This is a genomic window from Sphingomonas sp. S6 (assembly GCF_043498045.1).
In the GTDB taxonomy this organism is placed as follows: Bacteria; Pseudomonadota; Alphaproteobacteria; order Sphingomonadales; family Sphingomonadaceae; genus Sphingomonas.
The window spans coordinates 141,763-166,850 of sequence record NZ_JBIEOE010000006.1; the positions used below are offsets into that span (position 1 = coordinate 141,763).

23 protein-coding genes and 1 tRNA gene are annotated in these 25,088 nt (G+C 67.7%); 9 read left to right on the forward strand and 15 right to left on the reverse strand.

Going from position 1 to position 25,088, the window contains the following annotated elements; translation table 11 throughout:
* Window positions 1–42: 42 nt before the first annotated feature.
* From coaBC to ACGVWT_RS11840, 4 genes are read right to left on the reverse strand one after another with little or no spacing between them, the layout of a single operon-like run.
* On the reverse strand, window positions 43–1,224 hold the full coding sequence (gene coaBC, locus ACGVWT_RS11825; protein ID WP_315462041.1) for a bifunctional phosphopantothenoylcysteine decarboxylase/phosphopantothenate--cysteine ligase CoaBC: 1,182 nt from the start codon (window positions 1,222–1,224) through the stop codon (window positions 43–45).
* The gene (locus ACGVWT_RS11830; RefSeq protein WP_315462042.1) at window positions 1,221–2,363 is read right to left on the reverse strand and encodes a hypothetical protein; all 1,143 of its coding nucleotides are present in this window, start codon (window positions 2,361–2,363) and stop codon (window positions 1,221–1,223) included. The genes coaBC and ACGVWT_RS11830 overlap by 4 nt, the downstream gene beginning before the upstream one ends.
* Window positions 2,345–3,880, reverse strand: coding sequence for a 2-polyprenylphenol 6-hydroxylase (gene ubiB, locus ACGVWT_RS11835; RefSeq protein WP_116460891.1), 1,536 nt, complete (start codon window positions 3,878–3,880; stop codon window positions 2,345–2,347). Before ubiB ends, ACGVWT_RS11830 begins: the two co-directional genes overlap by 19 nt.
* A gap of 43 nt (window positions 3,881–3,923) precedes the next feature.
* Window positions 3,924–4,670: a class I SAM-dependent methyltransferase gene (locus ACGVWT_RS11840; RefSeq protein WP_116460892.1), complete on the reverse strand. Its 747-nt coding sequence runs from the start codon at window positions 4,668–4,670 to the stop codon at window positions 3,924–3,926.
* Window positions 4,671–4,994: 324 nt separating this feature from the next.
* On the opposite strand from ACGVWT_RS11840, the gene mutM reads away from it, so the two are divergent.
* From mutM to dnaA, 3 genes are all read left to right on the forward strand, one after another.
* Entirely contained in the window at window positions 4,995–5,810 is an 816-nt protein-coding gene (gene mutM, locus ACGVWT_RS11845; protein WP_315462043.1) for a bifunctional DNA-formamidopyrimidine glycosylase/DNA-(apurinic or apyrimidinic site) lyase, read from the forward strand.
* A 254-nt stretch (window positions 5,811–6,064) separates the two neighbouring features.
* The gene (rpsT, locus tag ACGVWT_RS11850) at window positions 6,065–6,328 is read left to right on the forward strand and encodes a 30S ribosomal protein S20 (protein ID WP_017978392.1); all 264 of its coding nucleotides are present in this window, start codon (window positions 6,065–6,067) and stop codon (window positions 6,326–6,328) included.
* 431 nt (window positions 6,329–6,759) lie between these two features.
* On the forward strand, window positions 6,760–8,184 hold the full coding sequence (gene dnaA / locus ACGVWT_RS11855) for a chromosomal replication initiator protein DnaA (protein ID WP_315462044.1): 1,425 nt from the start codon (window positions 6,760–6,762) through the stop codon (window positions 8,182–8,184).
* A gap of 384 nt (window positions 8,185–8,568) precedes the next feature.
* Here the strand turns inward: dnaA and trpS are convergent, their stop codons facing one another.
* Genes trpS through secB form a run of 3 tightly spaced genes read right to left on the reverse strand, consistent with a single transcriptional unit; the run spans window position 8,569 to window position 11,722 of the window.
* A complete protein-coding gene (trpS, locus tag ACGVWT_RS11860; protein ID WP_315462045.1) occupies window positions 8,569–9,600 on the reverse strand; it encodes a tryptophan--tRNA ligase in 1,032 nt (343 codons plus the stop codon).
* 9 nt (window positions 9,601–9,609) lie between these two features.
* Window positions 9,610–11,187, reverse strand: a complete 1,578-nt coding sequence (gene murJ, locus ACGVWT_RS11865) for a murein biosynthesis integral membrane protein MurJ (protein ID WP_315462046.1) — start codon at window positions 11,185–11,187, stop codon at window positions 9,610–9,612.
* 25 nt (window positions 11,188–11,212) lie between these two features.
* Window positions 11,213–11,722, reverse strand: a complete 510-nt coding sequence (gene secB / locus ACGVWT_RS11870; protein ID WP_043059051.1) for a protein-export chaperone SecB — start codon at window positions 11,720–11,722, stop codon at window positions 11,213–11,215.
* 209 nt (window positions 11,723–11,931) lie between these two features.
* On the opposite strand from secB, the gene ACGVWT_RS11875 reads away from it, so the two are divergent.
* From ACGVWT_RS11875 to ACGVWT_RS11885, 3 genes are all read left to right on the forward strand, one after another.
* Window positions 11,932–12,585: a Tim44/TimA family putative adaptor protein gene (locus tag ACGVWT_RS11875; RefSeq protein ID WP_315462047.1), complete on the forward strand. Its 654-nt coding sequence runs from the start codon at window positions 11,932–11,934 to the stop codon at window positions 12,583–12,585.
* Between the two features lie 140 nt (window positions 12,586–12,725).
* On the forward strand, window positions 12,726–14,075 hold the full coding sequence (locus ACGVWT_RS11880) for a murein transglycosylase A (RefSeq protein WP_315462048.1): 1,350 nt from the start codon (window positions 12,726–12,728) through the stop codon (window positions 14,073–14,075).
* A gap of 25 nt (window positions 14,076–14,100) precedes the next feature.
* Window positions 14,101–14,619: a Smr/MutS family protein gene (locus ACGVWT_RS11885; RefSeq protein WP_315462124.1), complete on the forward strand. Its 519-nt coding sequence runs from the start codon at window positions 14,101–14,103 to the stop codon at window positions 14,617–14,619.
* Window positions 14,620–14,713: 94 nt separating this feature from the next.
* On the opposite strand, the gene dapE is transcribed toward ACGVWT_RS11885, so the two are convergent.
* From dapE to rpmH, 7 genes are all read right to left on the reverse strand, one after another.
* The gene (gene dapE / locus ACGVWT_RS11890) at window positions 14,714–15,835 is read right to left on the reverse strand and encodes a succinyl-diaminopimelate desuccinylase (RefSeq protein ID WP_315462049.1); all 1,122 of its coding nucleotides are present in this window, start codon (window positions 15,833–15,835) and stop codon (window positions 14,714–14,716) included.
* Window positions 15,832–16,494 carry a glutathione S-transferase family protein gene (locus tag ACGVWT_RS11895; protein ID WP_315462050.1) on the reverse strand — a complete coding sequence of 221 codons (663 nt, stop codon included), beginning with the start codon at window positions 16,492–16,494 and terminating at the stop codon, window positions 15,832–15,834. Before ACGVWT_RS11895 ends, dapE begins: the two co-directional genes overlap by 4 nt.
* 778 nt (window positions 16,495–17,272) lie before the next feature.
* Window positions 17,273–17,890 (reverse strand): ribosome biogenesis GTP-binding protein YihA/YsxC, encoded by a 618-nt coding sequence (gene yihA, locus ACGVWT_RS11900; RefSeq protein ID WP_116461407.1) that lies wholly within the window; start codon window positions 17,888–17,890, stop codon window positions 17,273–17,275.
* Window positions 17,891–17,934: 44 nt separating this feature from the next.
* A complete protein-coding gene (gene yidC / locus ACGVWT_RS11905; RefSeq protein WP_043059508.1) occupies window positions 17,935–19,638 on the reverse strand; it encodes a membrane protein insertase YidC in 1,704 nt (567 codons plus the stop codon).
* Window positions 19,639–19,657: 19 nt separating this feature from the next.
* Window positions 19,658–19,870 carry a membrane protein insertion efficiency factor YidD gene (gene yidD, locus ACGVWT_RS11910; protein WP_017978408.1) on the reverse strand — a complete coding sequence of 71 codons (213 nt, stop codon included), beginning with the start codon at window positions 19,868–19,870 and terminating at the stop codon, window positions 19,658–19,660.
* Complete coding sequence (gene rnpA / locus ACGVWT_RS11915) at window positions 19,867–20,265, reverse strand: ribonuclease P protein component (protein ID WP_116460905.1); 399 nt, start codon at window positions 20,263–20,265, stop codon at window positions 19,867–19,869. Before rnpA ends, yidD begins: the two co-directional genes overlap by 4 nt.
* Before the next feature lie 8 nt (window positions 20,266–20,273).
* Complete coding sequence (gene rpmH / locus ACGVWT_RS11920; protein ID WP_017978410.1) at window positions 20,274–20,408, reverse strand: 50S ribosomal protein L34; 135 nt, start codon at window positions 20,406–20,408, stop codon at window positions 20,274–20,276.
* Between the two features lie 261 nt (window positions 20,409–20,669).
* Here rpmH and ACGVWT_RS11925 point away from each other — a divergent pair, with 261 nt between their 5' ends.
* The 3 genes from ACGVWT_RS11925 to ACGVWT_RS11935 all read left to right on the forward strand — a co-directional run bounded on the left by ACGVWT_RS11925 (window position 20,670) and on the right by ACGVWT_RS11935 (window position 22,693).
* Complete coding sequence (locus ACGVWT_RS11925; protein ID WP_315462051.1) at window positions 20,670–22,178, forward strand: YifB family Mg chelatase-like AAA ATPase; 1,509 nt, start codon at window positions 20,670–20,672, stop codon at window positions 22,176–22,178.
* Window positions 22,179–22,195: 17 nt separating this feature from the next.
* A complete protein-coding gene (locus tag ACGVWT_RS11930; protein ID WP_315462052.1) occupies window positions 22,196–22,495 on the forward strand; it encodes a hypothetical protein in 300 nt (99 codons plus the stop codon).
* Window positions 22,496–22,608: 113 nt separating this feature from the next.
* Window positions 22,609–22,693 (forward strand) — tRNA-Leu (locus ACGVWT_RS11935).
* Between the two features lie 107 nt (window positions 22,694–22,800).
* Here the strand turns inward: ACGVWT_RS11935 and ACGVWT_RS11940 are convergent.
* Window positions 22,801–24,966 carry a TonB-dependent siderophore receptor gene (locus ACGVWT_RS11940; protein ID WP_315462053.1) on the reverse strand — a complete coding sequence of 722 codons (2,166 nt, stop codon included), beginning with the start codon at window positions 24,964–24,966 and terminating at the stop codon, window positions 22,801–22,803.
* Between the last annotated feature and the right edge of the window lie 122 nt (window positions 24,967–25,088).

The window sequence follows — 25,088 nt, forward strand, 5'->3', positions numbered from 1 at the left end:
GATGGCCGTACAGGTCGCTGAGTAATCGCGTCCTTCAGCCGATCAGGACGTGGCGAAGGCGTCCGCGATGCGGGCGGCGATGCGTGTCGCGACATCATCCTTGCCCATGCGCTCCCACGATTCGACCCCGTCTGCCGTCACGAGGTGGACCGTGTTCGCATCGCCGCCGAAGACATCGCCCGACACGTCGTTGGCGACGATCCAGTCGGCGCCCTTGCGATCGCGTTTGGCGCGAGCGTGCTCGATCACCTGTTCGGTTTCCGCCGCGAAGCCGACGACGAGACGGGGGCGGTTCGGCCCTTGCGCGACCGTGGCGAGGATATCGACGTTCTCGGTCAACACGATCGCGGGCGGGGCGTTGCCCTTCTTGACCTTCTGCGGCGCGGCCTCGACGCGCCAGTCGGCGACCGCGGCGACCATCACGGCCGCGTCGGCGGGGAGTGCGGCCTGCACCGCGTCCGCCATATCTTGCGCCGACACCACGTCTACGCGGCGGACGCCCTTCGGCGTGGCGAGCTGGACCGGTCCCGCTACCAGCGTTACCTCCGCTCCCAATGCTGCCAGCGCGCCGGCGATGGCGAAGCCTTGCTTTCCCGACGAGCGGTTGGCGATGTAGCGCACCGGATCGATCGCCTCATGCGTCGGGCCCGCAGTAACGAGGATATGGCGGCCGGAGAGGCGCGTATCGGGCGGGGCGAGCGCGCGATCGATGGCTGCGGCGATCGCGTCTGGTTCGGGCAGGCGGCCGGGGCCATATTCGCCGCAGGCCATCGTGCCCTCGTCCGGCTCCAGCAAGGTAACGCCGTCGCGGCGCAGTTGCGCGACGTTGCGCGACGTTGCGGGATGCTGCCACATCCTCACGTTCATCGCTGGCGCGGCGAGAACGGGCTTGTCGGTTGCGAGCAGCAGGGTTGTTGCGAGATCGTCGGCGATCCCGGCCGCCATGCGCGCGATCAGGTCGGCGGTGGCGGGGGCAACGACGATCAGGTCGGCCTGACGGCTGAGCTGGATATGACCCATCTCCGCCTCGTCCTTCAGATCCCACAGACTGGTGTAGACCTGGTCCTCGCTCAGCGCCGCGAGCGTCATCGGCGTGACGAAATGGCTCGCCCCGTCGGTCATCACGCAGCGCACCGCATGGCCGCGCTTCTTGAGCAGGCGGATCAGCTCGCACGCCTTGTACGCGGCGATGCCGCCGCCCACGATCAGGAGGACACGTTTCATCGCACGATCCTTTTCACCGTGATCCGCCGCCGGTCGAACACGGCGCTCGACAGGTCTCGCAGCGCATCGGGCACGAAGACGAGACCGACGAGCAGCACCGGCGCGATCAGCAGGCCCCAATAGAAGGTGTCGAGCCGCCCGAAGACGCTCAGTACCAACGCATAGCCGCTGAGCAGGACGACGATCCGCAGGCCCAGCCCGGTACTCCACGCCGCCCAGCCGAACAGCGACAGGCCGACGAGGGGGGCCGCAAGCCACATCGGGAGCAGCGCCAGCCCCGTCGACAGCGTCATCGTCCGCACGAAGAAGCCGAAGCCGAGTTGCCCCGACCAGCCCGGCGACAGCGGATCGAGCGGGCGGACGAAGGCGGCGACGGCATGCGCATGGAGCGCCAGGACCGCAGCGAGCAGCACGCAAGCGATGGCCCAGCCGATCGCCTCACGCAGGCGTCCCTCGACCAGCGCCATCGCCAGCATGACGATCAGGTACAGCCCCGAAGTCTCGCGGATCACGGCGGCGGCAAGACCGATGGCGATGGCGGGCAACGGATCGCGGCTGCGGTAGAGCGCCAGCGACAGCGCAAGGAGAAGGCCGGCCCAGATTTCGTGGAAGGCGGACAGGCTGGGCTGAACGAAGGGGATCAGCCCCGCGCCGAGCAGCATCATCGCGACGATCCGTGGCGGCAGGCGTGTGAACACGCCGCGCAGCCGTACCCACCAGGCGACGACGACGGTCGCTGCCAGCAGATCGAGCAGCATCAATACCACCGGTCCTGGCAGGGCTGCCTCCACCACGGCAAGCGTCGGCAGCCGTACGGTGACGAAGGGCCGCAGCGGATAATCGCCCGCCCGCATCGCATCGATCGCGGCAGGATAATAGGACGCACCGTGACGCACCGCCTCGACGATGCCGTCGTATAACGCGATGTCGGTCTGGCCGTCGGCGACCCGCGCGCCGTCGGTCGCCGCAGCCGGGACCGGCGTCGCGAAGACCAGCAGCGTCGCAAGGAGCAGCCCGACGAGCGCCACCACCACCAACCAGGCATCGCGCACGTTCAGCCCGGCAAAGCGTGACGGGCGCGCGATCCAGAGCGGGACGAGCGGCCGGCGCAGCATCGGCGTCAGTGCAGCACCAGCCATGTCGCCGCCACGCTGGCACAGGCGGTCAGCACGGCAACGGCGGCATAGCGCCAGCCGCCACCGATGCGCACGACCTCGATCTCGCGCAGCGGCGGGGCGGGGGGCTCGCCGCCGGGGGCGGGGTAGCGCGCCTCGATCCGGCGGATGAGGTCGGGCAGGCCGGCGATGGTGCGCACGTCCTGGATCAGACGATCCGCGATCGCGGCTTCGGGCCCCAATTCGGTGCGGATCCATTCGCGCACGAACGGCGCGGCCGATTCCCACAAATTGATATCGGGGTCGAGGCTGGTCGCCACGCCCTCCACCATCACCATCGTCTTCTGGAGCAGCAGCAGGTGCGGCTGCGTCACCATGTCGAAATCGCGGGTGATGCTGAACAGGCCGTCGAGCATCATGCCGATCGACATGTCCTTCACCGGCAGGCCGCGCATCGGTTCGCCCACCGCACGCAACGCGGTCGCGAACTCGGCGACATTGTGGTGCGCGGGGACATAGCCCGCTTCGAAATGGATTTCGGCGACGCGGCGATAATTGCCGGTGATCAGGCCGTAGAGAATCTCCGCCAGCCACACCCGCGCGCGCCGATCGATCCGGCCCATGATGCCGAAGTCGATCGCGGCGATCTTGTCACCGGGCAGGGCGAACAGATTGCCCTGATGCATGTCGGCGTGGAAAAAGCCCTCGGCGATCGCCTGGCGAAGAAACGCCTGCACCAACGTGTTGGCGAGCTTCTTCACGTCATAGCCAGCGTCGATCAGCGCCTGACGGTTCGACAGCTTGATGCCGTCGATCCATTCCATCGTCAGCACGCGCGTCGACGAGCGCTGCCAGTCGATCGCGGGAACGACGAAATCGGGCTCTGCCGTCATCGCCTCGGCGAGTTCGGATGCGGAGGCGGCTTCACGCTGGAAGTTAAGTTCGCGCAGCGTCCAGCGGCGGAAATTCTCGACCGTCAGGCGGGGGCGCAGGCGCTTGGCCTCGCCGCCCAGGCCTTCGAGCTGCGCGGCGGCCCATTGATAGGTGTCGATCGCGCGCGTGAAATCCGCCTCGACACCCGGGCGCAGCACCTTCACCGCGACCTGCCGGCCATCGGTGGTGATCGCGCGATGGACCTGTGCGATCGACGCGGCGCCGACGGGGGTTTCGTCGATCTGGGCGAAGACGGCGCTCGGCGGACGGCCGAGGCTGGCCTCCATCGCGGCGCAGATCGTGTCGAAGGGGACGGGGGGCAGCTGGTCTTGCAGGCGCAGCAGGTCGTTCGCGGCGACGTCGCCGACGAGGTCCGGCCGGGTCGCGAGCGTCTGGCCGAGTTTGATCGCCGCGGGGCCGATCGCCTGGAAGGCATCGGCGTAGCGCGGGGTTGCCGGCACACGCGCACCGAAGCGCGCGACACGGGCGAGGCGACGGACGGGGGCGGGGGTGTTGCGATCCTGCTCGATCCCGCGCAGCGCGCCGTGGCGCGCAAGGATGCGGCCCCACTTCAGCAGTCGCCAGATATGGACGACGGAGGTCGTCACGCGAGCGCTCCTCCCGTCCGGGAGGAGCATGGCCGGTACGCCATCAAATCTTCCAGCCCGAATGGATCGCGACGAGGCCGCCCATGATCGGCTCCACCTTCGTCCGCACGAAGCCGGCATCGGCGATCATGCCCTTGAACGTCGGCATGTCGGGGAAGCGGCGGATCGATTCGATCAGATAGCGATAGCTGTCGGCATCCTGCGCCAGCAGCTGGCCGAGCTTGGGCACCAACTTGTGCGAGTAGCCGTCATAGACTTCCTTGAACCCCGGCCAGGTCGTGGTCGAGAATTCGAGACAGAAGAAGCGGCCGCCGCGGCGCAGCACGCGATGTGCCTCGCGCAACGCCTTCGGGATATCGGTGACGTTTCGGATGCCGAAGGCGATGGTATAGGCGTCGAAGAATTTGTCCGGGAAGGTCAGCGTCTCGGCATTCGCCTCCGTCCATACGAGGCTGTCGAGCCCGCGCTTGGCAGCGCGTTCCATGCCGACGGCGAGCATGTCGGGGTTGATGTCCGCCACCGTCACCGATGCGCCCGATTCCGCGATGCGGAAGGCGATGTCGCCGGTGCCCCCAGCCATGTCGAGCACCTGCTCGCCCTCGCGGGGTTGCAGCCGGCGGACGAAGCGGTCCTTCCACAGCCGGTGCATGCCGCCCGACATGGCGTCGTTCATCAGGTCGTAGTTCTTGGCGACGCTGGAAAAGACGCCGCCGACGCGGGCGGTTTTTTCTTCCGGCGCGACATCTTCGTAGCCGAAGGAGACGGTTCCGGTGGGGGCGGTATCGGTCATGGCACCCGCCCTAGGGTCCAAACCCCATCAGAACAAGGATCGTGATCGTCCTGGGGAGCCCGCCGGCAAGGCGCCGGGCGCAGACGCGTGGCCGCGCTATGCGCAAGCCAGCGACGTCGCCGGCGGGCTTCCCAAGACGAGCGCGCAGCGGCGGGCCGATTCTGGCGCGATGCGGCGTCGCCTCGTCGGTCGCGATGCTTTGGCATCGCTCCCTCCTTACTCCTGCTCCGGCGCCGGAATCGGCTCCGTCCCACCTTGTTTCGATGGGGTTTGGGCCCCGGCGATGGCTTGTGGCGGGGGCAAACGCTACCTAGCTTCGGCGGCGTGCCAGAGCTTCCCGAAGTCGAAACCACCATTCGCGGGCTGACCCCCGTCCTCGCGGGTCAGCGCCTGACCCATGTCGAGCCGCGCCGCGCCGATCTGCGCAAGGCGATCCCCGTCGATCTGCGCCAGCGGCTGACGGGCGCCACGGTGACGGCGCTGGGCCGGCGTGCCAAATACGGGATGATCGATACCGATCGCGGCGACACGCTGATCTTCCACCTCGGCATGTCGGGGCGCTGGCGTGTCGACCCGGCCGAGCGACTCGCGCACGACCATCTGCTGATCGAGACGGGGGAGGGGCGCAGCCTGGCGCTCAACGACGCGCGGCGATTCGGCTTTCTCGATCTGTGGGAGACGGCGGCGATCGACGCGTATCCGCCCTTCGTGGCGATGGGGCCGGAGCCGCTGGGTGAGGGCTTTACCGGCGCCTATCTGCACGATGCGTTGCAGGGCCGCGCGGCGCCCATCAAGGCAATGCTGCTCGACCAGCGGATCGTTGCGGGCCTCGGCAACATCTATGTGTGCGAAGCGCTCCACGTGGCGCGGATTTCGCCGACGCGGCCGGCGGGGCAGATCTCCGCGAAGCGACTCGAGGCGCTGGCCGTGGCGGTGCGGGAGGTGTTGCTCGCGGCGATCGAGGCTGGCGGATCGACGCTGCGGGACTACGCCCGGCCGGACGGCGAGCTGGGGTATTTTTCCAAGCAATTCCTGGTCTATGGCCGCGAGGGTGAACCGTGCGCGTGCGGCGGGACGGTGCAGCGGCGGGTGGATAGCGGGCGGTCGACGTTTTACTGTCCCAAGTGTCAGAGGGGGTAGATCGCTCGCCACGCCTTCGTCATTCCCGCGCAGGCGGGAATCCAGAGACGCTACCCTGTCGGTTTCCTCTCCGACGTTAGAGGTTATGGATCCCCGCCTTCGCGGGGATGACGACCGAGCTTAGGGATGACGAAAGAGGAGCGAAACGGTTGACCCCGCTTCCCGCAATCGCTAAGGGCGCTGCCTTCGAGACGGCGTAGGGTGTTCCCGGCGCCTCTTTCACATCGACCACATTACTCGCAAGGACGTACCGAATGGCGAATACGCCGCAAGCCAAGAAGCGCATCCGTCGCAACGCACGCCGCGCCGAAATCAACGGCAACCGCGTCGGCCGCATCCGCACCTTCGTTAAGAAGGTCGAGTCGGCGCTTGCTTCGGGCGACAAGGCTGCGGCGACCACGGCGCTGTCGGCCGTTCAGCCGGAGCTGGCCCGTGGCGTCGCCAAGGGCGTGCTGCACAAGAACACCGCGAGCCGCAAGTTCGCGCGTCTGACCAAGGCCGTGACCGCGCTCGCCTGAGCCCTCCCTCACGTCCGCAAATCAGCCCGTCGGGACCGTCCCGGCGGGCTTTTTTGATGCCCAAAATGGATGGGTCTGGAACGAAAAGTGAAAGGCAGGACTCACCGCGATTCGTGCCCCGAGTCCGGCGTAGTCGCGGGTCTCAATCCCTGTATTAATACAGCAAAACCAATAGCTTATAAGATTTCCGAACGCATTTCCGCGGGCGGAGGGCTGTCAATCCTCTTTATTTCAGGAATGTGACCTGCGGGGGGCTTGATCGACTCGGTGGAGGCTTCATAACTCGCCTTCACCGCGGCGCCGTTCTGGGCCAGCGGGGACTTGAACAGCGTGGGCATGCCGAACGGCCGGTGGTCGTAAGGGGGATCTGTCTGTCTGAACTACAGCCACTGGGGTGACACGCGTCGCTTCCGGTAACGAAGGGGCGTGCGTTGAACGATCGGCAGGTAGCGGCGGTGACGGAGAGCGAGGCGCAACGCGCCTGGGCGCGCGTCCGCAGCAACCTGCGAGAATCGGCCGGCGCGCGGCTGTTCGAACAATGGCTGAAGCCGATGGAGCTGATCGAGGACGGTGATCCCGACGCGATCCGCCTCGCGCTGCCGTCCGCGTTCATGACCAACTGGGTTCGCAACCATTATGCGGACCGGCTGATGCTGGAATTCCGGGCCCTCTTGCCGGGCGTGCGTAGCGTGTCGATCGAGACGCGGGTGGCGGCCCCGGCGGTGAAGCTGGTTGCCGAGGCGCCTGCGACCCCCGCGCCGCAGCCCGCCGCCGTGCTGCCGTTCGTGCAGCCGGTGCCCGCCGTCGTCGCCAGCGATGCACCGCGCGCCGAGCGGCCACCGCTCGACCCGCGCTTCACCTTCGATCGCTTCGTCGTCGATGCGGCGAATCGCGTTGCGTTCAACGCCGCGCGCGCGCTGGCCGAACCGGGCGTGCCGCGCTTCAGCCCCTTGTTCCTCCATTCGGGGACGGGGCAGGGCAAGACGCACCTGATGCATGCGATCGGCCACGCTTTCCTGGCGCAGCATCCGGACGCGACAGTGCTGTGCATGTCGGCCGAACGCTTCATGTTCGATTTCGTCAGCGCGCTTCGGGCGCGTGACACGCACGCCTTCAAGCAGCGTCTGCGCAGCGCCGATCTGCTGCTGATCGACGACCTGCAGTTCATTGCCGGCAAGGATTCGACGCAGGAAGAATTCTTCCACACGATCAACGAGATCATGGGGGCGGGCCGCCGCCTCGTCATTTCCGCCGATCGCTGCCCCCAGGCGCTGGACGGAGTCGAGGCGCGGATCATCAGCCGCATGTCGGTCGGCCTCGTTGCCGACATCAAGGCGCCGGACCTCACGTTGCGCCGTGCCATACTGGACAGGAAACTCGCAGACCTGCCCGAGGCAAAGGTTCCCGCAGAGGTACTCGACCTGCTGGCCGCGCGCATCCACGCCAATATCCGCGAACTGGAAGGCGCGCTGAACCGCGTCATCGCCTATGCGCAGCTGACCGGCGACCGCATCGACCTGGACTTCGCGCTGACGACGCTGGGCGACGTGCTGCGCGGGGCGCAGCGGCGGGTGACGATCGACGAGATCCAGAAGCTCGTCAGCCAGCATTTCGAGCTGAAGCCGCTCGATCTGGTGTCGGCGCGCCGCAGCCGCGCCGTCGCCCGCCCGCGCCAGATCGCCATGTATCTGGCCAAGCGCCTGACGACGCGCTCGCTGCCCGAGATCGGCCGCAAGTTCGGTGGGCGCGACCATTCGACCGTCATCCACGCGGTCCGCAAGATCGAGGAATTGCGTGATCAGGACCGCGATATCGATGCGGCGGTGCGAACGCTGATGCGGGAATTGGAAGCTTAAACCCTAATTCCATCATCGATGAGGCTGGAGTTGTGCGTGTTGCTACAACTACCAATTATGTCGATGTTGAAGGTGATTATGGCTTCGTGGATGGTGCCGTGGTCACATGCGATCGATGTGTCCACTCTGAGGAAAGCTGTGGCATCGGCGACAGTTCGTTCCGTCGATGCGCTACGCTGCTGCGGCCGAATTGCGCGCGATGAGAGCCATTACTACGAGGTAGGCTGAAGTAGCAGCCTTCTGCGGCGGATCGAAATGATGGCGCAGACATGATTGGTTCGTCATTGCGAGCGCAGCGAAGCAATCCAGAGACGGACCCGGACGCCCTGGATTGCTTCGCTGCGCTCGCAATGACGGATGGTGGCTGATGCGAAGGCATTCTTCCTACAGCATCAGGCCCATGGCGTCCTGTGCCTGGCGCAGCACTGGGGCGGCGAGGTCGCGTGCCTTTTCCGCGCCCTTGTTGAGGATCGCGTCGATCGCGCCGCGGTCGTCGAGCAGGCGGACCATCTCGTTGCGGATGGGCCCGAGCTTCGCGACGGCGAGATCGGCGAGGTCGGGCTTGAACGCGCCGAAGCCCTTGCCCGCATAGTCACTCAGCACGTCCTGCGGCGTGCGATCGGCGAGCGCGGCGAAGATCGTCAGCAGGTTCCGCGCTTCGGGCCGCTCCGCGAGTTCCTCGACGGTGGCGGGGAGCAGGTCGGGGTCCGTCTTGGCCTTGCGGAACTTGTCGGCGATCGTCTCGTCGCTGTCGATCAGCTTGACGACCGACTGTTCGGACGGGTTCGACTTGGACATCTTGGCCGACGCATCGCGCAAGCTCATGATGCGTGGCGCCGCGGCGCTGACCAGCGGTTCGGGAAGCGTAAACAGGTCGACGCCGTAATCGGTGTTGAACTTGGTCGCGATGTCGCGTGCCAGCTCCAGATGCTGCTTCTGGTCCTCGCCGACGGGCACGTGTGTGGTGTTGTAGAGCAGCACGTCGGCCGCCATCAGCACCGGATAGTCGTACAGGCCGACGCTGGCGCCTTCGCGGTTCTTGCCCGCCTTGTCCTTGAATTGCGTCATGCGATTGAGCCAGCCGACGCGCGCGACGTTATTGAGCAGCCAGCTGAGTTCGCTGTGCGCAGGCACGCGGGCCTGGTTGAACAGGATCGAGCGGTCGGGATCGATGCCCGATGCGATCATCGTCGCCGTGACCTCGATCGTGTTCGCGCGCAGCTCCGCTGGCGCGATATATTCGGTGAGGCCGTGAAGGTCGGCGATGAAATAGAGCGTCTCGCCGCCCTCCGCCTGGATCGCATCCTGCATCGCGACCCACTGCTTCACCGCGCCGAGATAATTGCCGAGGTGGAGGTTGCCGGTGGGCTTGATACCGGACACCACTCTTTTGGAGAGGGGGCGCTGAGCGGACATGAACGAACCTTAGGACTGGGAACGGAGAAGCTGGCGAATGTCGCGTGGCTTGAGGGCGCCGGTCGCGAACACCGCGGCGGCATAGACGAGTGCGCCGGTGCCGACCAGCACCGCCATCGCCGCCCAGCGGATCAGGCTGGCGCCTGTGGTGTAGGGCTGGAACAGGTCGTTGAGGAAGTACATCACCGCGCCCATCGCGAGCGCGGCGGCGAGCAAGCGCGGCGCGCGGCGCTTGAGTTGTGCGTCGACGACGAACTGGCCGCGCTTGACGAGCGTGCGATACAGGAGCGCGACGTTCACCGTGCTGGCGATCGCGGTGGCGAGCGGCGGCCCCATATGCTGGAGCGGCACGATCAGCGCGAGATTGAGCGCCAGGTTCACGCCCATCGAGATCGTCGCATAGCGCACCGGCGTCTTTGTGTCGGATCGCGCATAATAGCCCGGCGTCAGCACCTTCACGAGGATGTAGGACGGCAGCCCGATCGAAAAGGCGGCGAGCGCCTGGGCGGTGAAATGCGTGTCGGTCGCATCGAACTTGCCGTGCTGGAACAGCGCGGCGGCGATCGGCGCGCCGCAGACGACCAGCGCGACCGTGGCGGGCAGGGTGAGCAGCAGGGCAAGCTCCATGCCGCGGTTCTGCGTCGTCATCGCGGCGGCATCCTCGCCGCGGCCGAGCAGCCGCGATATGGTCGGCAGCAACACGGTGCCGAGGCCGATGCCGATGAGCCCAAGCGGCAATTGGTTCAGCCGGTCGGCGGCATAGATGTACGACACGGAACCGGACGGCAGCAGCCGTGCGGCGAGCGCGGTCGACACCACGAGGTTGATCTGCACCGCGCCCGCGCCGGCGGCGGCCGGGCCGATCAGCGCCATCAACCGCTTCACATCGGGACCCAGGCGCGGCAGCTTCAGGCGCAGCGTCACGCCCGCCCGGCGGCAGGCATACCACAACCACAGCAGTTGCAGCGCGCCCGAGACGGTGACCGCGATCGCCTGATTGCGCGCGGTCATCAGCGGAAGCTCGTCATGGAAGAACAGCAGCGCGGCGATCAGCGTCGCGTTGAGCAGGATCGGCGCCGCCGCATTCACCCAGAAACGGTGCAGCGAATTGAGGATGCCGCCGAGGAGCGACACCAGGCTGATGAACAGCAGATAGGGGAAGGTGAGGCGGGCGAGCTGGACGGCGAAGTCGAATTGCTTTGGATCGACGCCGTTGAACCCGCCCGACAGAGTGTAGGTAACGGGCCATGCCGCCACTTCCATCACCGCGGTCATCACGATCAGGACCGGCAGCAGGATCGACAGCGCATCCTCGGCAAAGGCGATGCCGTGCGCCAGGCCGCTGCCCTCCTTCGCCTTGTCGCCCTCGGCCACCTTGCGGTTGAACATCGGGATGAACGCGGCGGAAAACGCACCTTCGGCGAAGAGGGCGCGGAACAGGTTGGGCAGGCGGAACGCGATCATGAACGCGTCCGAGGCGAAGCCTGCGCCCACGAAGCGGAAGAACAGCGAATCGCGGACCAGCCCCAGCACGCGGCTGGCCAGCGTCAGCCCGCCGACCGAGCCGAGCGCCTTGGTAAGGTTCATGGCGCCCGGCCCCGTCGATCAGAAATCAGGCGTGGCCGACGTCGCCGACCGAGAAGGCGCCGTTCTGCTCCGCCTGCGCGAGGTAGAGCTGGCCGAAGTCGATCGGCTCGAGCAGCAGCGGCGGGAAGCCACCGTCGCGGACGCAATCGGCAAGGACGCGGCGCGCGAACGGGAAGAGCAGGCGCGGCGCTTCGCCCAGCAGGAACGGCTGGATCGCATCGGCCGGCACGTTGCGCAAGCCGAACAGGCCGGCATAGGTCAGGTCGACGATGAACGCGGTCTGGCCCTCGGCTTCTGCCTTCACGTCGATCTTGAGCAGGACTTCATGGACTTCCTCGCCGACCTGCGCGGTGCCGATGTTGAACTGCACGTCGATCGCGGGCGGGTTCGGGTTCTGGAAGATCGCCGGTGCGTTCGGGTTCTCGAACGAGAGATCCTTGACGTATTGCGAGATCAGGCCCGCCGCGGGTGCGGTGTCTTCGCCATTGCCGGTCGGCTGCGTGTCGATCGTGGTGCCGTTGTCCTGGTCGGCCATGGAGACAATCCTTCGCGAGAATAAGCGGTGAAGAAGCAGCGAGGCCGTGGGACCGAAGCGGCCCCTCGGACGTTCGATGCCGATGGCGCCCGCGCCTAGCAGCGCCGGTGGACTGTTTCAACGGCGGTAAAGGCCGCGGAGGCGGATCGATGCTGTGGTTTGAAACCTAACGGCTTTCGGCCTATGTATCGATCAAGATCGGAGGCACGGTGTTCTACGTAGTACTTCTCGCAATGGTGGCGGCGTTTCTGGCGCTGCGCCTGTACAGCGTGCTCGGCAAGCGTACCGGCCACGAACAGCAGCCGTTGCCTCGCGCCGCTGACGATCGCGCGGCGACGGCCGTGCCGGTGGTCGCCCGCCCGGTGGACGCCGCGGCAGAGACGCGCGAGCCGGTCGGTCGCAATATCGAACCGCAGGCCGAGGCCGGGTTGCGCGCGATCATCGGTGCCGAGCCCGGTTTTGATGTCCAGCAATTCCTCGGCGGTGCGCAGGCGGCGTATCGCATGACGCTCGAGGCCTTCTGGTCGGGCGACGAAGGGAGCCTGTCCGAACTGGCCCAGCCCGACGTGGCGCATGCCTTTGGCGAGGCGATCGCAGCCCGGCGCGAGGCGGGTGAGACGCTGGAGAACCGCCTGATCTCAATCGAACGGGCGGTCATCACCGATGCCGCGCTCGACGGCCGCGAAGGCCGGATCACGGTGTGCTTCGACGCAGATATCGCAGCGGTGACGCGCGATGCGGAGGGGCAGGTGGTCGCCGGGTCGCTGACCGACGCCGTCGAGACGCACGACCTGTGGACCTTCTCGCGGACGCTTAAGAGCCGCGATCCCAATTGGAAGCTCGCCGACACCGACGAGGTGTGAGCGTCGCACGCTACACGGTGCCAGCTGCGCGACGGAACGGCGTCGGCCCAGCCGCACCGCCCTTGCCCCGCACGCATAGCTTCGGCACAGCCACATGTCGTGGCCTCGCGCAGGGCGGGCGGACAATCGGGGTTTTCGGTATGAACGGGCATCGCGCCTTGGCCGGCGTTACGCTGGCTCTCGCCCTCAATGCGTGCGGCGGGCGCATCGTGCCGGTGGATGGCGGCTATGCCCCGCCGCCGACGACGAAGCGGCCAACGCAACCGTCGGTCACCCCGCCGCGTCGAGGGGGCAGCGGAGGCCAGGCTAACGTTATCGCCAGCGGGCGCAGCTTCGACGGGCGCATTCAGCCGTCGACGCCGCTGCTCGCGACACCGGTGACGGTCGATCCTTCGGCCACTACGGCGGCGACCGCAGGCGTCACGCCGGGACCGGCGATCGACACGCTGCCGATAACCGAAGCACAGGCGGAGGCGGCCCGTCAGGCGTTCCTGACCAGTTGCCCCGGCCTGATGCGCCGCACCGATGCTTCCGGCCTGACGCGCGGCACCGATTGGCAGCCGGCATGTGCCGCGGCGGTAACTGTGCCGCGTGGCGGGGCGCGACAATTCTTCGCGACCTATTTCGAGGCGGTGCAGGTCGGCGACGGAAGGGCCTTCGCCACCGGATATTACGAGCCCGAGATCGCGGCGTCGCGTGAGCGGCGCGCCGGTTATGAGGTGCCGATCTACGCCCGGCCCGACGATCTGATTGATGTCGACCTTGGCCAGTTCAGCGACGCGCTGAAGGGCAAGAAGGTGCGCGGGCGGGTGCAGGGCAGCGCCCTGGTGCCCTATTACGATCGCGCGGCGATCGACCGTGGGGCATTGCAGGGCAAGGCGCCGGTGCTTGCCTGGGGGGCGGACGAGGCGGCGGTGTTCTTCCTGCAGATTCAGGGATCGGGCCGGCTGCGGCTGCCGAACGGCGAGATCATGCGGGTCGGCTACGACACGCAGAATGGCCGCGACTATACGGGGATCGGCGCGCTGATGAAGGCGCGCGGGTTGCTCCAGCCGGGGCAGACCTCGATGCAGGGCATCGTCGCTTGGCTGCGCGCGCACCCCGAGGAGGGCCGCGCGATCATGGAGGAGAATAAGAGCTTCGTCTTCTTCCGTGAGCTCGACACGCCGCCGGTGGGCGCGATGGGCTATGTGGTCAACGGCGGGGTCAGCGCGGCCGCGGACGTGAAATACGTGCCGCTGGGCGCGCCCGTCTTCCTGTCGATGGATCGGCAGGATGCGACCGGCCTGTGGGTGGCGCAGGACACCGGTGGCGCGATTAAGGGCAGCAACCGCTTCGACACCTATTGGGGCGCGGGGCCGGTGGCGGAGGCAACCGCGGGCGGCATGGCGGCGCGCGGCACCGCGTTCCTGCTGCTGCCCCGGGGCACGCTGGCGCGTTTCCAGAGCGGCTCCTTTGGAACGACGGTCGGTGCGCCAGCTCAACCCTGACGAGGCCGACCTGTGGGCGCGGGTGATGGCGACGGTGAAGCCGTTGCGTGGCGTCGTACCGGCCGCGCGGCCTGCGGCCCCAACGCCCGTCGCACCCACCAAGACGACGAAGCCGTCGAAGGCGCTCACCCGCGCGCTCGGCCCGGTGCCGGCACCAGCGGCGCGCATGGCCGCCCCACCCGCGCCGCCGCGGCAGAACACGCTCGACGGGGGCTGGGACAAAAGGCTGTCGCGCGGGATCGTCATTCCCGACAGTTCGATCGACCTGCACGGGCATAGCCTGTCGTCGGCGCATGCGTTGCTGGACGAGGGCCTCGCCCGCGCCATCGCGCGGGGCGACCGCGTGCTGCTGCTCGTGACCGGCAAGCCGCCGCGTCCCGAGAGCGAACGCCCGCACGCCCGTGGAGCCATCCGCGCCGCGATCGCCGACTGGCTCGCCGCGTCTCGCCACGCCGATGCAATCGCGGCGGTGCGGGGCGCGCATCCGCGGCATGGCGGGCAGGGCGCGCTTTACATCGTGCTGCGGCGGGGACGGCAGGGCTAGCGCAACAGGATCAGCGCCGCGCCGCACAGGATCGCGCTGATCGCCGCGACGCGGTGCGCCGTCACGGGCTCGCGTAGCGCTGCGAGCGGCAGCGTCATGCCGCGCGGGTGATGATGTCGGCGTAGATGGTGGTGAGCGATTGGAGGTCGGCTACGGCAACGGCTTCGTCGACCTGGTGCATCGTCGCGTTGAGCAGGCCGAATTCGACCGTCGGGCAGAGCTTCGACAGGAAGCGCGCGTCGGAGGTGCCGCCGGAGGTGGAGAGTTCGGGGACGAGCCCCGTCTGCGCCTCGATCGCGGCGCTGACCATCGCGGTCCAGGGGCCGGGCTGGGTGAGGAAGGCTTCGCCCGAGGCCTTGCCGGTGACGATCGCCGCGGGGGCGTAGGCGTGAACGACGGCGCGGACGCGGTCGATGAGGTCGGCCCCGCGCTGTTCGTCGTTGAAGCGGATGTTGAGGCGCGCGCTCGCCTTCGCCGGGATGACGTTGTGCGCGGGGTTGCCGATCGCGATGTCGGTGATCTCGAGGTTCGACGGCTGGAACCAGGCGTTGCCGTCGTCGAGCGCCATTTCCTCAAGCGCGGCGAGCGCGCGGGCGAGCTTGCCGGCGGGATTGTCGGCGAGATGCGGGTAGGCGACGTGACCCTGCCGGCCCGGCACTTCGATCCAGATGTTCACCGATCCGCGGCGGCCGATCTTCACCATGTCGCCGAGCTGGCGGACCGAGGTGGGTTCGCCGACGAGGCAGAGGTCGGGCTTGATGCCGAGAGCGGCCAGCCGTTCGATCAGCACGGGTGTGCCGTAGGTGGCTGGGCCTTCCTCGTCGCCGGTGATGAGCAGGCTGAGCGTCGGGCCGCTCGCGCGCGCCGCCGCGGCGACGAAGGCGGCAACCGCGCCTTTCATATCGACCGCGCCGCGGCCGTAGAGCAGCGGGCCGCGGATCTCGCCGGACCAGGGGGAGCCCTGCCACCCCTCGCCGGGCGGCACGACGTCGACGTGGCCGGCGAAGGCGAGATGTGGACCGCTCCCCTTGCGCAGGGCGATCAGGTTTTCGACCGGGCCGTCGGGGGCGTCGCCGCTGACGACGCGGTCGATCGTGAAGCCGATGGGCGTGAGCGCCGCCTCCAGCACGTCGAACACGGCGCCCCGCGCGGGGGTGACGCTGTCGGCGCGCAGCAGCGCCTGGGTCAGCGCGACGACGTCGAGGGGGGCGCTCACGCGGTGGGCTGCTCGAATTGTTCGATGACCCAGTCTTCCTCCTGCGCGGCCCCGATCCAGTCCTGCATCCACGGGTGCTGGACGACCGCGTCGATATAGGCTGCGGCGAAGCGCGCGATCGGCAGCTGGTAGGAGATGATGCGCGTGCAGACGGGCGCGAACATGATGTCCGCCGCGCCGAAATCGCCGAACAGGAAGGCGCCGTCGCTGCCGAAGCGGGCGCGGGCCTGCGCCCACAATTCCATGATGCGCTTGAGATCGACGATGACGTCATCGTCGGGGCGCTTGGCCGGGAATACCTGACGGATGTTCATCGGGTGCTTGCGGCGCAGCGCAACGAAGCTGGCGTGCATTTCCGCCGCCATCGAGCGGGCCATGGCACGTGCAGCCTCATCGGCGGGCCAGAAGCGATCGCGCCCGACCTTGTCGGCGAGATAGTCGACGATGGCGAGACTGTCCCACACCACCGCGTCGCCATCCCACAGGATCGGCACCTTGCCCGACGAGGGGGCGAATTCGGCGCCTTCGCGGCGGCGGTCCCATTCGGCGTCGTACAGCGGCACGACGACCTCTTCGAAAGGGAGGCCGGATTGCTTGGCGGCGAGCCAGCCCCGCAGGGACCAGCTGGAATAGGCCTTGTTGCCGATGATGAGCTTCATGGTGGCTGGGTTAGCGGCGGGGTGGGGTGAGGTCCAGCGGGGCGAGGGGGCGTAAGATAGACAACATGGACACCTTAACGAAAACGATCGGGGGCGATTGTTTCGATTTGTGTGGTGATCGGGTGGGGAGGGGCGGGTGGGCTATCATCGGCCGCGGGGGTAGGCAGGCGCGGGGGTGTAGGACAGGGGGTGGTTGGTTCTGGTTTGATTGGAGGGGTTTGTGAGGGGTTTGGTCCAACAGGCGTTGGGGCGATTTGGCGGCCTGCTTTCCTTCGTCATCTTCGGGGCCCGCCGTCGGGCGTTGCAGAAGAAGCGGGATCCCGGCTCAAGGCCGGGATGACGGAGGTTTTTGGGGGCATTGATTGCGTCACAACCCGTCACCGCGTCACCCCGGACTTGTTCCGGGGTCCACTCTGCGGCGAGGGGGTGGTTTGAGGCTCTTGCCGTCCCCCTGCGGCCCGGTGGACCCCGGAACAAGTCCGGGGTGACGGGGTCGGTTGGGAGCGCGCAGGCCTTTCAGTCATGCCAGTCCACCTAGGCGCCGTCACCCCGGACTTGATCCGGGGTCCCGCTTTCAGGCCTCGCAGAAGAAGCGGGATCCCGGCTCAAGGCCGGGATGACGGGGGTTCTTGGGCGGCATTATTCGCCTCATTCACCCCGTCACCCCGGACTTGGTCCGGGGTCCACTTTGCGGCGAGGGGGGTGGTTTGAGGCTCTTGCGTTCCCCTCGCGGTCCGGTGGACCCCGGAACAAGTCCGGGGTGACGGTGTGGGTAGCCTCAGCCGATCGCTTCGATCACCGCGGCGCGGAGTTCGGGGATGCCCATGCCGCCTTCGCTGGAGGTGGCGAGGATGTCGGGGTGGGCGGCGGGGCGTTTGCGCGCCTCAGCGGCGGTGCGGTCCATGACGTCCGCCAGTTCGGTCGCCTTCACCTTGTCGGCCTTGGTCAGGACGAGGCGGTAGCTGACGGCGGCCTTGTCGAGCATTTCGAGGATGTCGCGGTCGACGTCCTTGATGCCATGGCGCGAATCGATGAGCACCAATGCGCGCTTCAGCGTGTCGCGACCGCGGAGGAAGTCGTTGACCAGGAAGCGCCATTTCTTGACGACATCCTTGGGCGCCTTGGCGAAGCCGTAGCCGGGCATGTCGACCAGCCGGAAGGCGAGCGGGCTGCCGATGTCGAAGAAGTTCAATTCCTGCGTCCGGCCCGGCGTATTCGACGTGCGCGCCAAGCCGTTGCGCCCGGTGAGCGCATTGAGCAGCGACGACTTGCCGACGTTCGAACGGCCGGCGAACGCCACCTCCGGCACCACGGGCGCCGGTAGATGTTCGAGGCTGGGGGCCGACTTCAGGAAGCCGACGGGCCCCGCGAACGTCTTGCGCGCCGCCTCGAGCATCTCGGGCGTGAAGCCCTCATGCTCGGGCGCTACGATTTCGTCGCTCACTTGGCCGCCGCGATCTTGAGGTCGGGGTGGCGGGCATAGAGGATGCGCTGCTGCAGGATCGCGAGGAAGTTGGACGCGATCCAGTAGACCTGCAGGCCGACCGGATAGCTGGCCATCACGAACATCAGCACCCAGGGGATCACCGCGAACACCTGCTTCTGCGTGTCGTCCATCGGCGCCGGGTTCAGCTTGAACTGGAAGTACATCGAGATGCCGAGGATGATCGGCACGACGCCGATCGCGATCAGGTGCGGCGGAGTGAAGTGCAGATAGCCGAACAGGTTGACCGGGGTCAGCGGATCGGGCGCGGACAGATCCTTGATCCAGGCGACGAACGGCTGGTGCCGCATTTCGATCGTCAGCATCAGCACCTTGTACAGCGCGTAGAAGATCGGAATCTGGATCAGCGTCGGCACGCAACCGGCGACGGGATTGACCTTTTCCGTCTTGTAGAGGCCCATGACCTCCTGCTGCATGCGCGGCTTGTCGTCCTTGTAGCGTTCCTGCAGCGCCTTCATCTTCGGCTGCAGCGCGCGCATCTTGGCCATGCTGGCGAACTGGCGCTGGGCGATCGGGAACATCAGGCCACGGATCGTGACCGTCAGCAGGATGATCGCGACGCCGAAGTTGCCGACCATGCGGAACAGCCAGTCGAGATAGGTGAAGATCGGCTTTTCGAGGATTTCGAACCAGCCCCAGTCGATCGCCTTGTCGAGCTTGGTGACGCCCTGATCGTTCTCGTAATGCTGGAGCGCCTTCACTTCCTTGGCACCCGCGAAGAAGCGCGTCGTCTGCGTGATCGCACGGCCCGGCGGCAACAGCTTGGGCGCGAAGGCGTAGTCGGCCTGATAGGCGGTGTTGGCGCCGGCACGGAACTGGCCGTCGAACTGGGCCTGCTGATCGGGGATCAGCGCGGTGAGCCAATATTTGTCGGTGAAGCCGAGCCAGCCGCCGGTGGTGGCGAACTTTTCAGGCGCCTTGTCGAGGTCCTTGAACTTGACGCCATAATCGGCGCCGCCGTTGTGGACGGACATCGGGCCGGTGTGGATCTGCCACGTGCCGGGGTCCTTCGACACGCCGACGCGGTTGACGTAGCCATAGGGCGCGACCGGCACCGGCGCGGCGCCGGCGTTCTGCACCGTCTGCTTGACGGTGAACATGTACTGATCGTCGACCGACAGTTCGATCGCGAAGCGCTGTCCGCTGGCGTTGGTCGCGGTCAGCGTGACCGGCTTGCCGGGGGCGAGGATGGGCGACGAGGCGGTCCAGACGGCATCACCCGCGGGCGGCTTCAGCCCGTCGTCACGCCAGCTGAAGCCGGCGAAATAGGCCTCCGGCGCGCCGCTCGGCGAGAGCAGGCGGATGGGCGGCGAGTCCTTGGCGATCGTTTCCTTGTACTTGACCAGTACGAGGTCATCGATGCGCGCGCCCTTCAGGTTGATCGAACCCTGGAGCGTCGGAGTCTGGATGCGGACGCGCGGGGAATCGCCCAGCACCGCCTGGCGGCTGCGGATGGCGGCGGGTGCGTCGGCGGTGGGATCGGCGGTCTTCGCGGTCACCGGCACCGACTTGCCGTTGACGATCTTCGTCACCGGCGGGTTCGACACGGGGAAGAACTTGCCCTGGATCAGCGGCCACGCGAACAGGATCAGTGCCGCGATCACCGCGAACAGGACGAAATTCTGGCGTTCTTTGTTCAAGGTCTTGCCCCGTCGTAGCTCAAGGGACCGGGTCGGGTCCGTGCCCGCCCCATGGATGGCAGCGCGCGATCCGCTTCACCGCCAGCCAGCCCCCTTTGACCGCGCCATAGCGGCGAAGTGCCGTGATTGCATAGGCCGAACAGGAGGGTTGGTAGCGGCAGCTGGGCGGCAGGATCAGCGATGGGCCTAGCTGCCAACCGCGCGCGATCAGGATGAGAAGGCGCGCGATCACCGTTTCGGCTTTCGGGGCCCGCGCGGTCGCGAGGGCGAATCCTCGCCGCGCGCGATCTTGCCCAGCGCTTTCGCAAATTCGGCCTTCAGCAGCGCATGGTCGCGCTCGATCCCGCCGTCCCGGCCGATCAGAACGTGGTCGGCGCCGCGGATGCCGCCGGCCGGCAACAGCTCACGCGCCAACGCCCGCAACCGCCGTTTCATGCGGTTCCGGACGACGGCGTTGCCGATCTTCTTGGTGACGGTGAAGCCCACGCCCATGGCGGGGTCACCATCCTTGCGGTCGTGCACCAGCAGGACGAATCCCGGCATCGGCGCACGCCGCCCCGCATTCGCCGCGAGAAATTCACTGCGACGCGAGAGAGTGCGGATGCCGGCGACGGCGCCGACATCCACGGGCGTGCTTACGCCGACAGCTTCTTGCGGCCGCGCGCGCGGCGCGCACGGATCACCGCACGACCGCCGACGGTCGCCATCCGCGAGCGGAAGCCGTGGCGACGCGCACGCACCAGGTTGCTCGGCTGAAAGGTCCGCTTCATGATTCATCCCTCGGATACGTCGAAATAGAAAAGGGCCACCCCGAAGAGGCGGCCGTGATGGGGCGCGCTTAACCAGCAGGCGCGGCGAAGTCAATGCGGTGACGCGGGCCGCGGTGGGAGAGGGGACCCTCATGGCGCGCGATGTGGCGCTTGTGTGTTACATCTACAAGACGCGCTGGAAAGATGGCACGCGCGATCGATCCGAAATGGTCATTCCCCCTCCCGCGAAAGCGGCTATGACCGATCCCCGGGGGGACGGACATGACGGCGATCGTGCGGACGGTGGCGTATCTGGGGCTGGAGGCGCGCGGCGTCGAAGTGCAGGTGCAGCTGATCGCGGGCCTGCCCGCCTTCAATGTCGTGGGCCTGGGCGACAAGGCGGTGGCGGAAAGTCGCGAGCGGGTGCGCGGCGCGATCGCGGCGATGGGGCTGGCGCTGCCGCCCAAGCGGATCGTCGTCAACCTGTCGCCCGCCGATCTGCCCAAGGAAGGCGCGCATTTCGATCTGCCGATCGCGCTGGCGCTGCTGGGCGCGATGGGCGTCGTCGATGTCGAGGCGCTGAGCCAGTATCTCGTCGTCGGAGAACTGGGGCTCGACGGGCGGATCGCGCCGTCGCCGGGGGTGCTGCTCGCCGCGCTGCATGCGGGCGCCGAAGGGCTGGGGCTGATCTGTCCCGCGGCGCAGGGGAGCGAGGCGGCATGGGCGGGATCGGTCGAGGTGCTGGCGGCGCCGGACCTGCTGTCGCTGATCAACCATTTCAAAGGCCATGGCCTGCTGGGCGCGCCGGTGCCGGGCGAGGTCGAACCATCGGGCCACGGCCCGGACCTGCGGCAGGTGAAGGGGCAGGAGGTCGCCAAGCGCGCGCTGGAGATCGCCGCGGCGGGTGGGCACAATCTGCTGATGGTCGGGCCACCGGGTGCGGGCAAGTCGCTGATGGCGTCATGCCTGCCTGGCATCCTGCCACCGCTCGATGCCGCCGAGGCGCTGGAGGTGTCGATGGTCCAGTCCGTCGCGGGGACTCTGACCGGCGGGCGGCTGACGCGCAACCGGCCGTTCCGCAGCCCGCATCACAGCGCCTCGATGGCGGCGCTGACCGGAGGCGGGCTGAAGGTGAAGCCGGGCGAGGTGAGCCTCGCGCATCTCGGCGTGCTGTTCCTCGACGAACTGCCGGAGTTCCAGCGCGCGGTGCTCGATTCGCTGCGCCAGCCATTGGAGGCGGGGGTGGTCAGCGTCGCGCGGGCCAATGCGCACGTCACCTTTCCGGCGCGGGTGCAGCTGGTCGCGGCGATGAATCCGTGCCGGTGCGGGCATCTGGGCGACGCCAGCCTCGCCTGCGCCCGCGCGCCGAAATGCGCGGCGGATTATCAGGCGAAGGTCTCGGGCCCGCTGCTGGACCGCATCGACCTGCACGTCGAGGTTGCCGCGGTCAGCGCCGCCGACCTCGTGCTGCCGCCACCGAAGGAAGGATCGGCCGAGGTCGCCGCGCGCGTCGCGGCGGCCCGCGCGATCCAGAGCGCACGCTATGCGGGGGAGGCGCCGCGGACCAACGCCGAGGCGGACGGCACGGTGCTGGACGCGGTTGCAACCCCCGACGATGCCGGCCGCCGCCTGCTCGCCCAGGCCGCCGAAGCGACCCGCATGTCGGCGCGTGGCTACACCCGCGTGCTGCGCGTCGCGCGGACCATCGCCGATCTGGCGGGCGCAGACGACGTGGGGCGCGTCCATGTCGCGGAGGCGTTGAGCTATCGACGACGGGCGCCGACCAGCTAAGCCGCGTTGCGGAGGGCATGATGAAGCTTGAGGACACGCCGGCGTGGGACGACGCCTTCGGCGCCGCGTTGATCGGCAAGCGCGTCCTCGTCGGCATCACGAGACAGACCGCAGCGGGGCTGCTGCAGGAGCAGGTGTTCGGCACGGTCGAGACGGCCGACGCGCATGGCATCAAGCTGGTGCTGGGCGGCGAGCGGTTCGGCCTGCCACCCGACCCCCGCGCCTTTCAGGCGGCGGCGCCGGGGTCCTATCGGCTGCGCTCCACCGGAGGGACGCTGACCGACCCCGACGTCACCGCAATGTGGACGATAGAGTAGGTCCGGTTGGGGCGGCGATCCGGCGAGGACCGGCGGGGCGCACTTTCTTGTCCGGTTCGGGCGGGCAACCCTTGCGGTGCGCGGCCTGACCCGCTAGGCGCGCTGACTTCGCTGCCCCTGTGGCGAAATTGGTAGACGCATTCGACTCAAAATCGAACGCCGCAAGGCATGCTGGTTCGAGTCCGGCCAGGGGCACCACTTCCGGTCAAACAGAGGCATCGCGCGCTCTTTGACGGGAGATCCGGACGAGCCCGCCGAAAGGCGCGCCGCCGGACCTTCGTTCCCGATCCCGTCCTGCGCTCCGCCTACCAGTTGCGGCGGTAGCCGATCGTCAGCGTGGCGCCGTTGGCGGGCACGCGGCTGCTGTTGAGGTTGCTGCGCAGCAGCTGGCTGTACACCGGGAAATATTGGGTGTTGAACAGGTTCTCGATCCCGGCCGTGATCGTGTCCCGGTCGGTCGGGCGCCAGCGGCCGGTCACGTCGAACACCGTATATTGTTCGACCTTGCGGCGGCCGAAGCTCTGCACGCCGTTCAGCCGATAGTCGCGATCGCCCGACAGGAGCCCCTGAAACCGGATGTCGAGCCGCTCGACGGGGGTGACCTCGACATAGGCGGTGACCTTGAGCGGGGGGATGCGATAGCCGGTCATCGGGCGCGACGCGGCGGCGTTGGCGGGGCGTTCGCGGCCGCGGATCCAGGTGGCGGTCGCGCCGGCCCGGACGCGGTCGATCGGTTCGCCGACATCGAGCGATCCCTCGAGGCCGCGGATGCGCTCGGCGGTGCGTACCAGGATCAGGCCGTTGTTGAGGCTCTGCACGTCGCCCAGTTCGGACGTGGTGCGGAATGCGGACGCGGTCATGCGCGCCTTGCCGAACCGGCCACGCCAGCCGACTTCATAGCTGTCGATCCGGACCGGCTGCAGGTCGGAATTGCGGATGTTGAAGCCGAGGTTGGCGTTGCGCAATTGCAGCCCGATATCGGGCAACTGGAAGCCTTGGGAAAAGGTCGCAAAGAAGTCCTGACCCGCAACCGGGGTTACGGTCGCGCTGCCGTTGAAGGTCCAGGCGCCATAGGAAATGGTGCCGCCAGGGATCGTGCCCGGCCGCGCCGCACGCGATTGCGAGAGCGGGATGAAGTCGTCGAAGCGGGCGCGGGCACGGTCGTAACGGGCGCCCCCTTCGACCGCGAGCCAGTCGGCGAACCGGTGCTGCGCCTGGACGAAGCCGCCATAGGTCAGCGTCGTCAATTCCGGCATGTAGAGGAGAGTCGCAATCCGGTTGAACACCAGACCCCGGCTCGCGTCATAAGCGACGGGGTCAAACACATCGAGCGGCATGTCGCTCTGTTCGTGGGTGAGATCGCCACCCCAGGTGAGCGAGCTGCGCTCCCCTAGCGGTGTCTCGATCGTCAGCCGGCCGCCAAAGACCCGGCTGTTCTGCGTCACCTGATCGACGTTGCGTCCGCGCGTCGCGATGCCGCGCGCATCGAACGGCGTGTAGCGCGAGAAGAAGTCACGGTAATAGCCGAGCGCGGTCAGCCGGCTGCCGAGCACGTCGCGCGCGGCGAGATTGGCCGTCAGCACCGTGCTGTAGAGCTGGTTCTGGTCGGCGAGCTGTATCCCGCGCAGGGGGCGGGCGGCGGCCGCGCCGGCGGGCAGGCGATCGACCGCGGGGTCGGAGACGAAATCGGTATGCTGATCGGCGCGATAATGGCTGGCCGACAGCTGGACATAGGCTCCGCCGACGCGCAGCCCGGCCTTGCCGCCGACGTTCCACACGTTGCTGTCGAACAGGTCGCCCTGGCTGGGTTCGGGCGCGCGGCGGTTGCCGTTGCCGTCGAACCCGCCGCCGATCCGCTGATAGCCGCCGTTGACGATGAAGTCGAAGCTGCCCGCGGAGCCCGAGACGAATTGCTGTACCCGGCCACCCAGACTGTCGGTCGTCAGGTTGGAGAGCGATCCGGTGCCCGCCAGCACCGTTTCCGCCCGGAGCGGCCCGCCGGCGGGGCGGGTGTTGATCGAGATGATGCCCCCGGTTGCGCCGCTGCCGTACATCGCGCTGCTGCCGCGCAGCACCTGCACCTGCGCGATGTTGGAGGGTTCGAGGCCGATGAGGCCGCGGGCGCTGTCGCGGTTCGTGTTGTACGGCACGCCATCGACCAGGATCAGCGCCCCGCGCCCGCGCAACGTCTGGCCAAAATCGGTGATCGTGCGGCTGGAATCGGCGAGGCCCGGCACGGTCTTGGCAAGGATGGTCGCCAGCGTATCGGACGCGGAGCGGGCGAGTTCGATCTGGCTTTGATCGATCGTGGTCAGCTGATGGCCTGACGTGACGATATCGCTGCGCGACCGTTGCGCCGTGACGACGATGTCGTCGACATTGGCCTCGTCCTGTCGAGGGGGAGTGGTCTGCGCGGTCGCGGCCGTCGTTCCCAACAGCGCGCTGACGATGGTCAGATACACATACTTCATTACCGCCCCCTAATTGACTACGATTCGCAATAGCAACATCGCAAAGTGAGTCAAATATGGACGGGAGGTGGGTGCCGACCACGCGCGTGCGGAAACGGTGATGCGTTCAGCGGTCGGGGGCT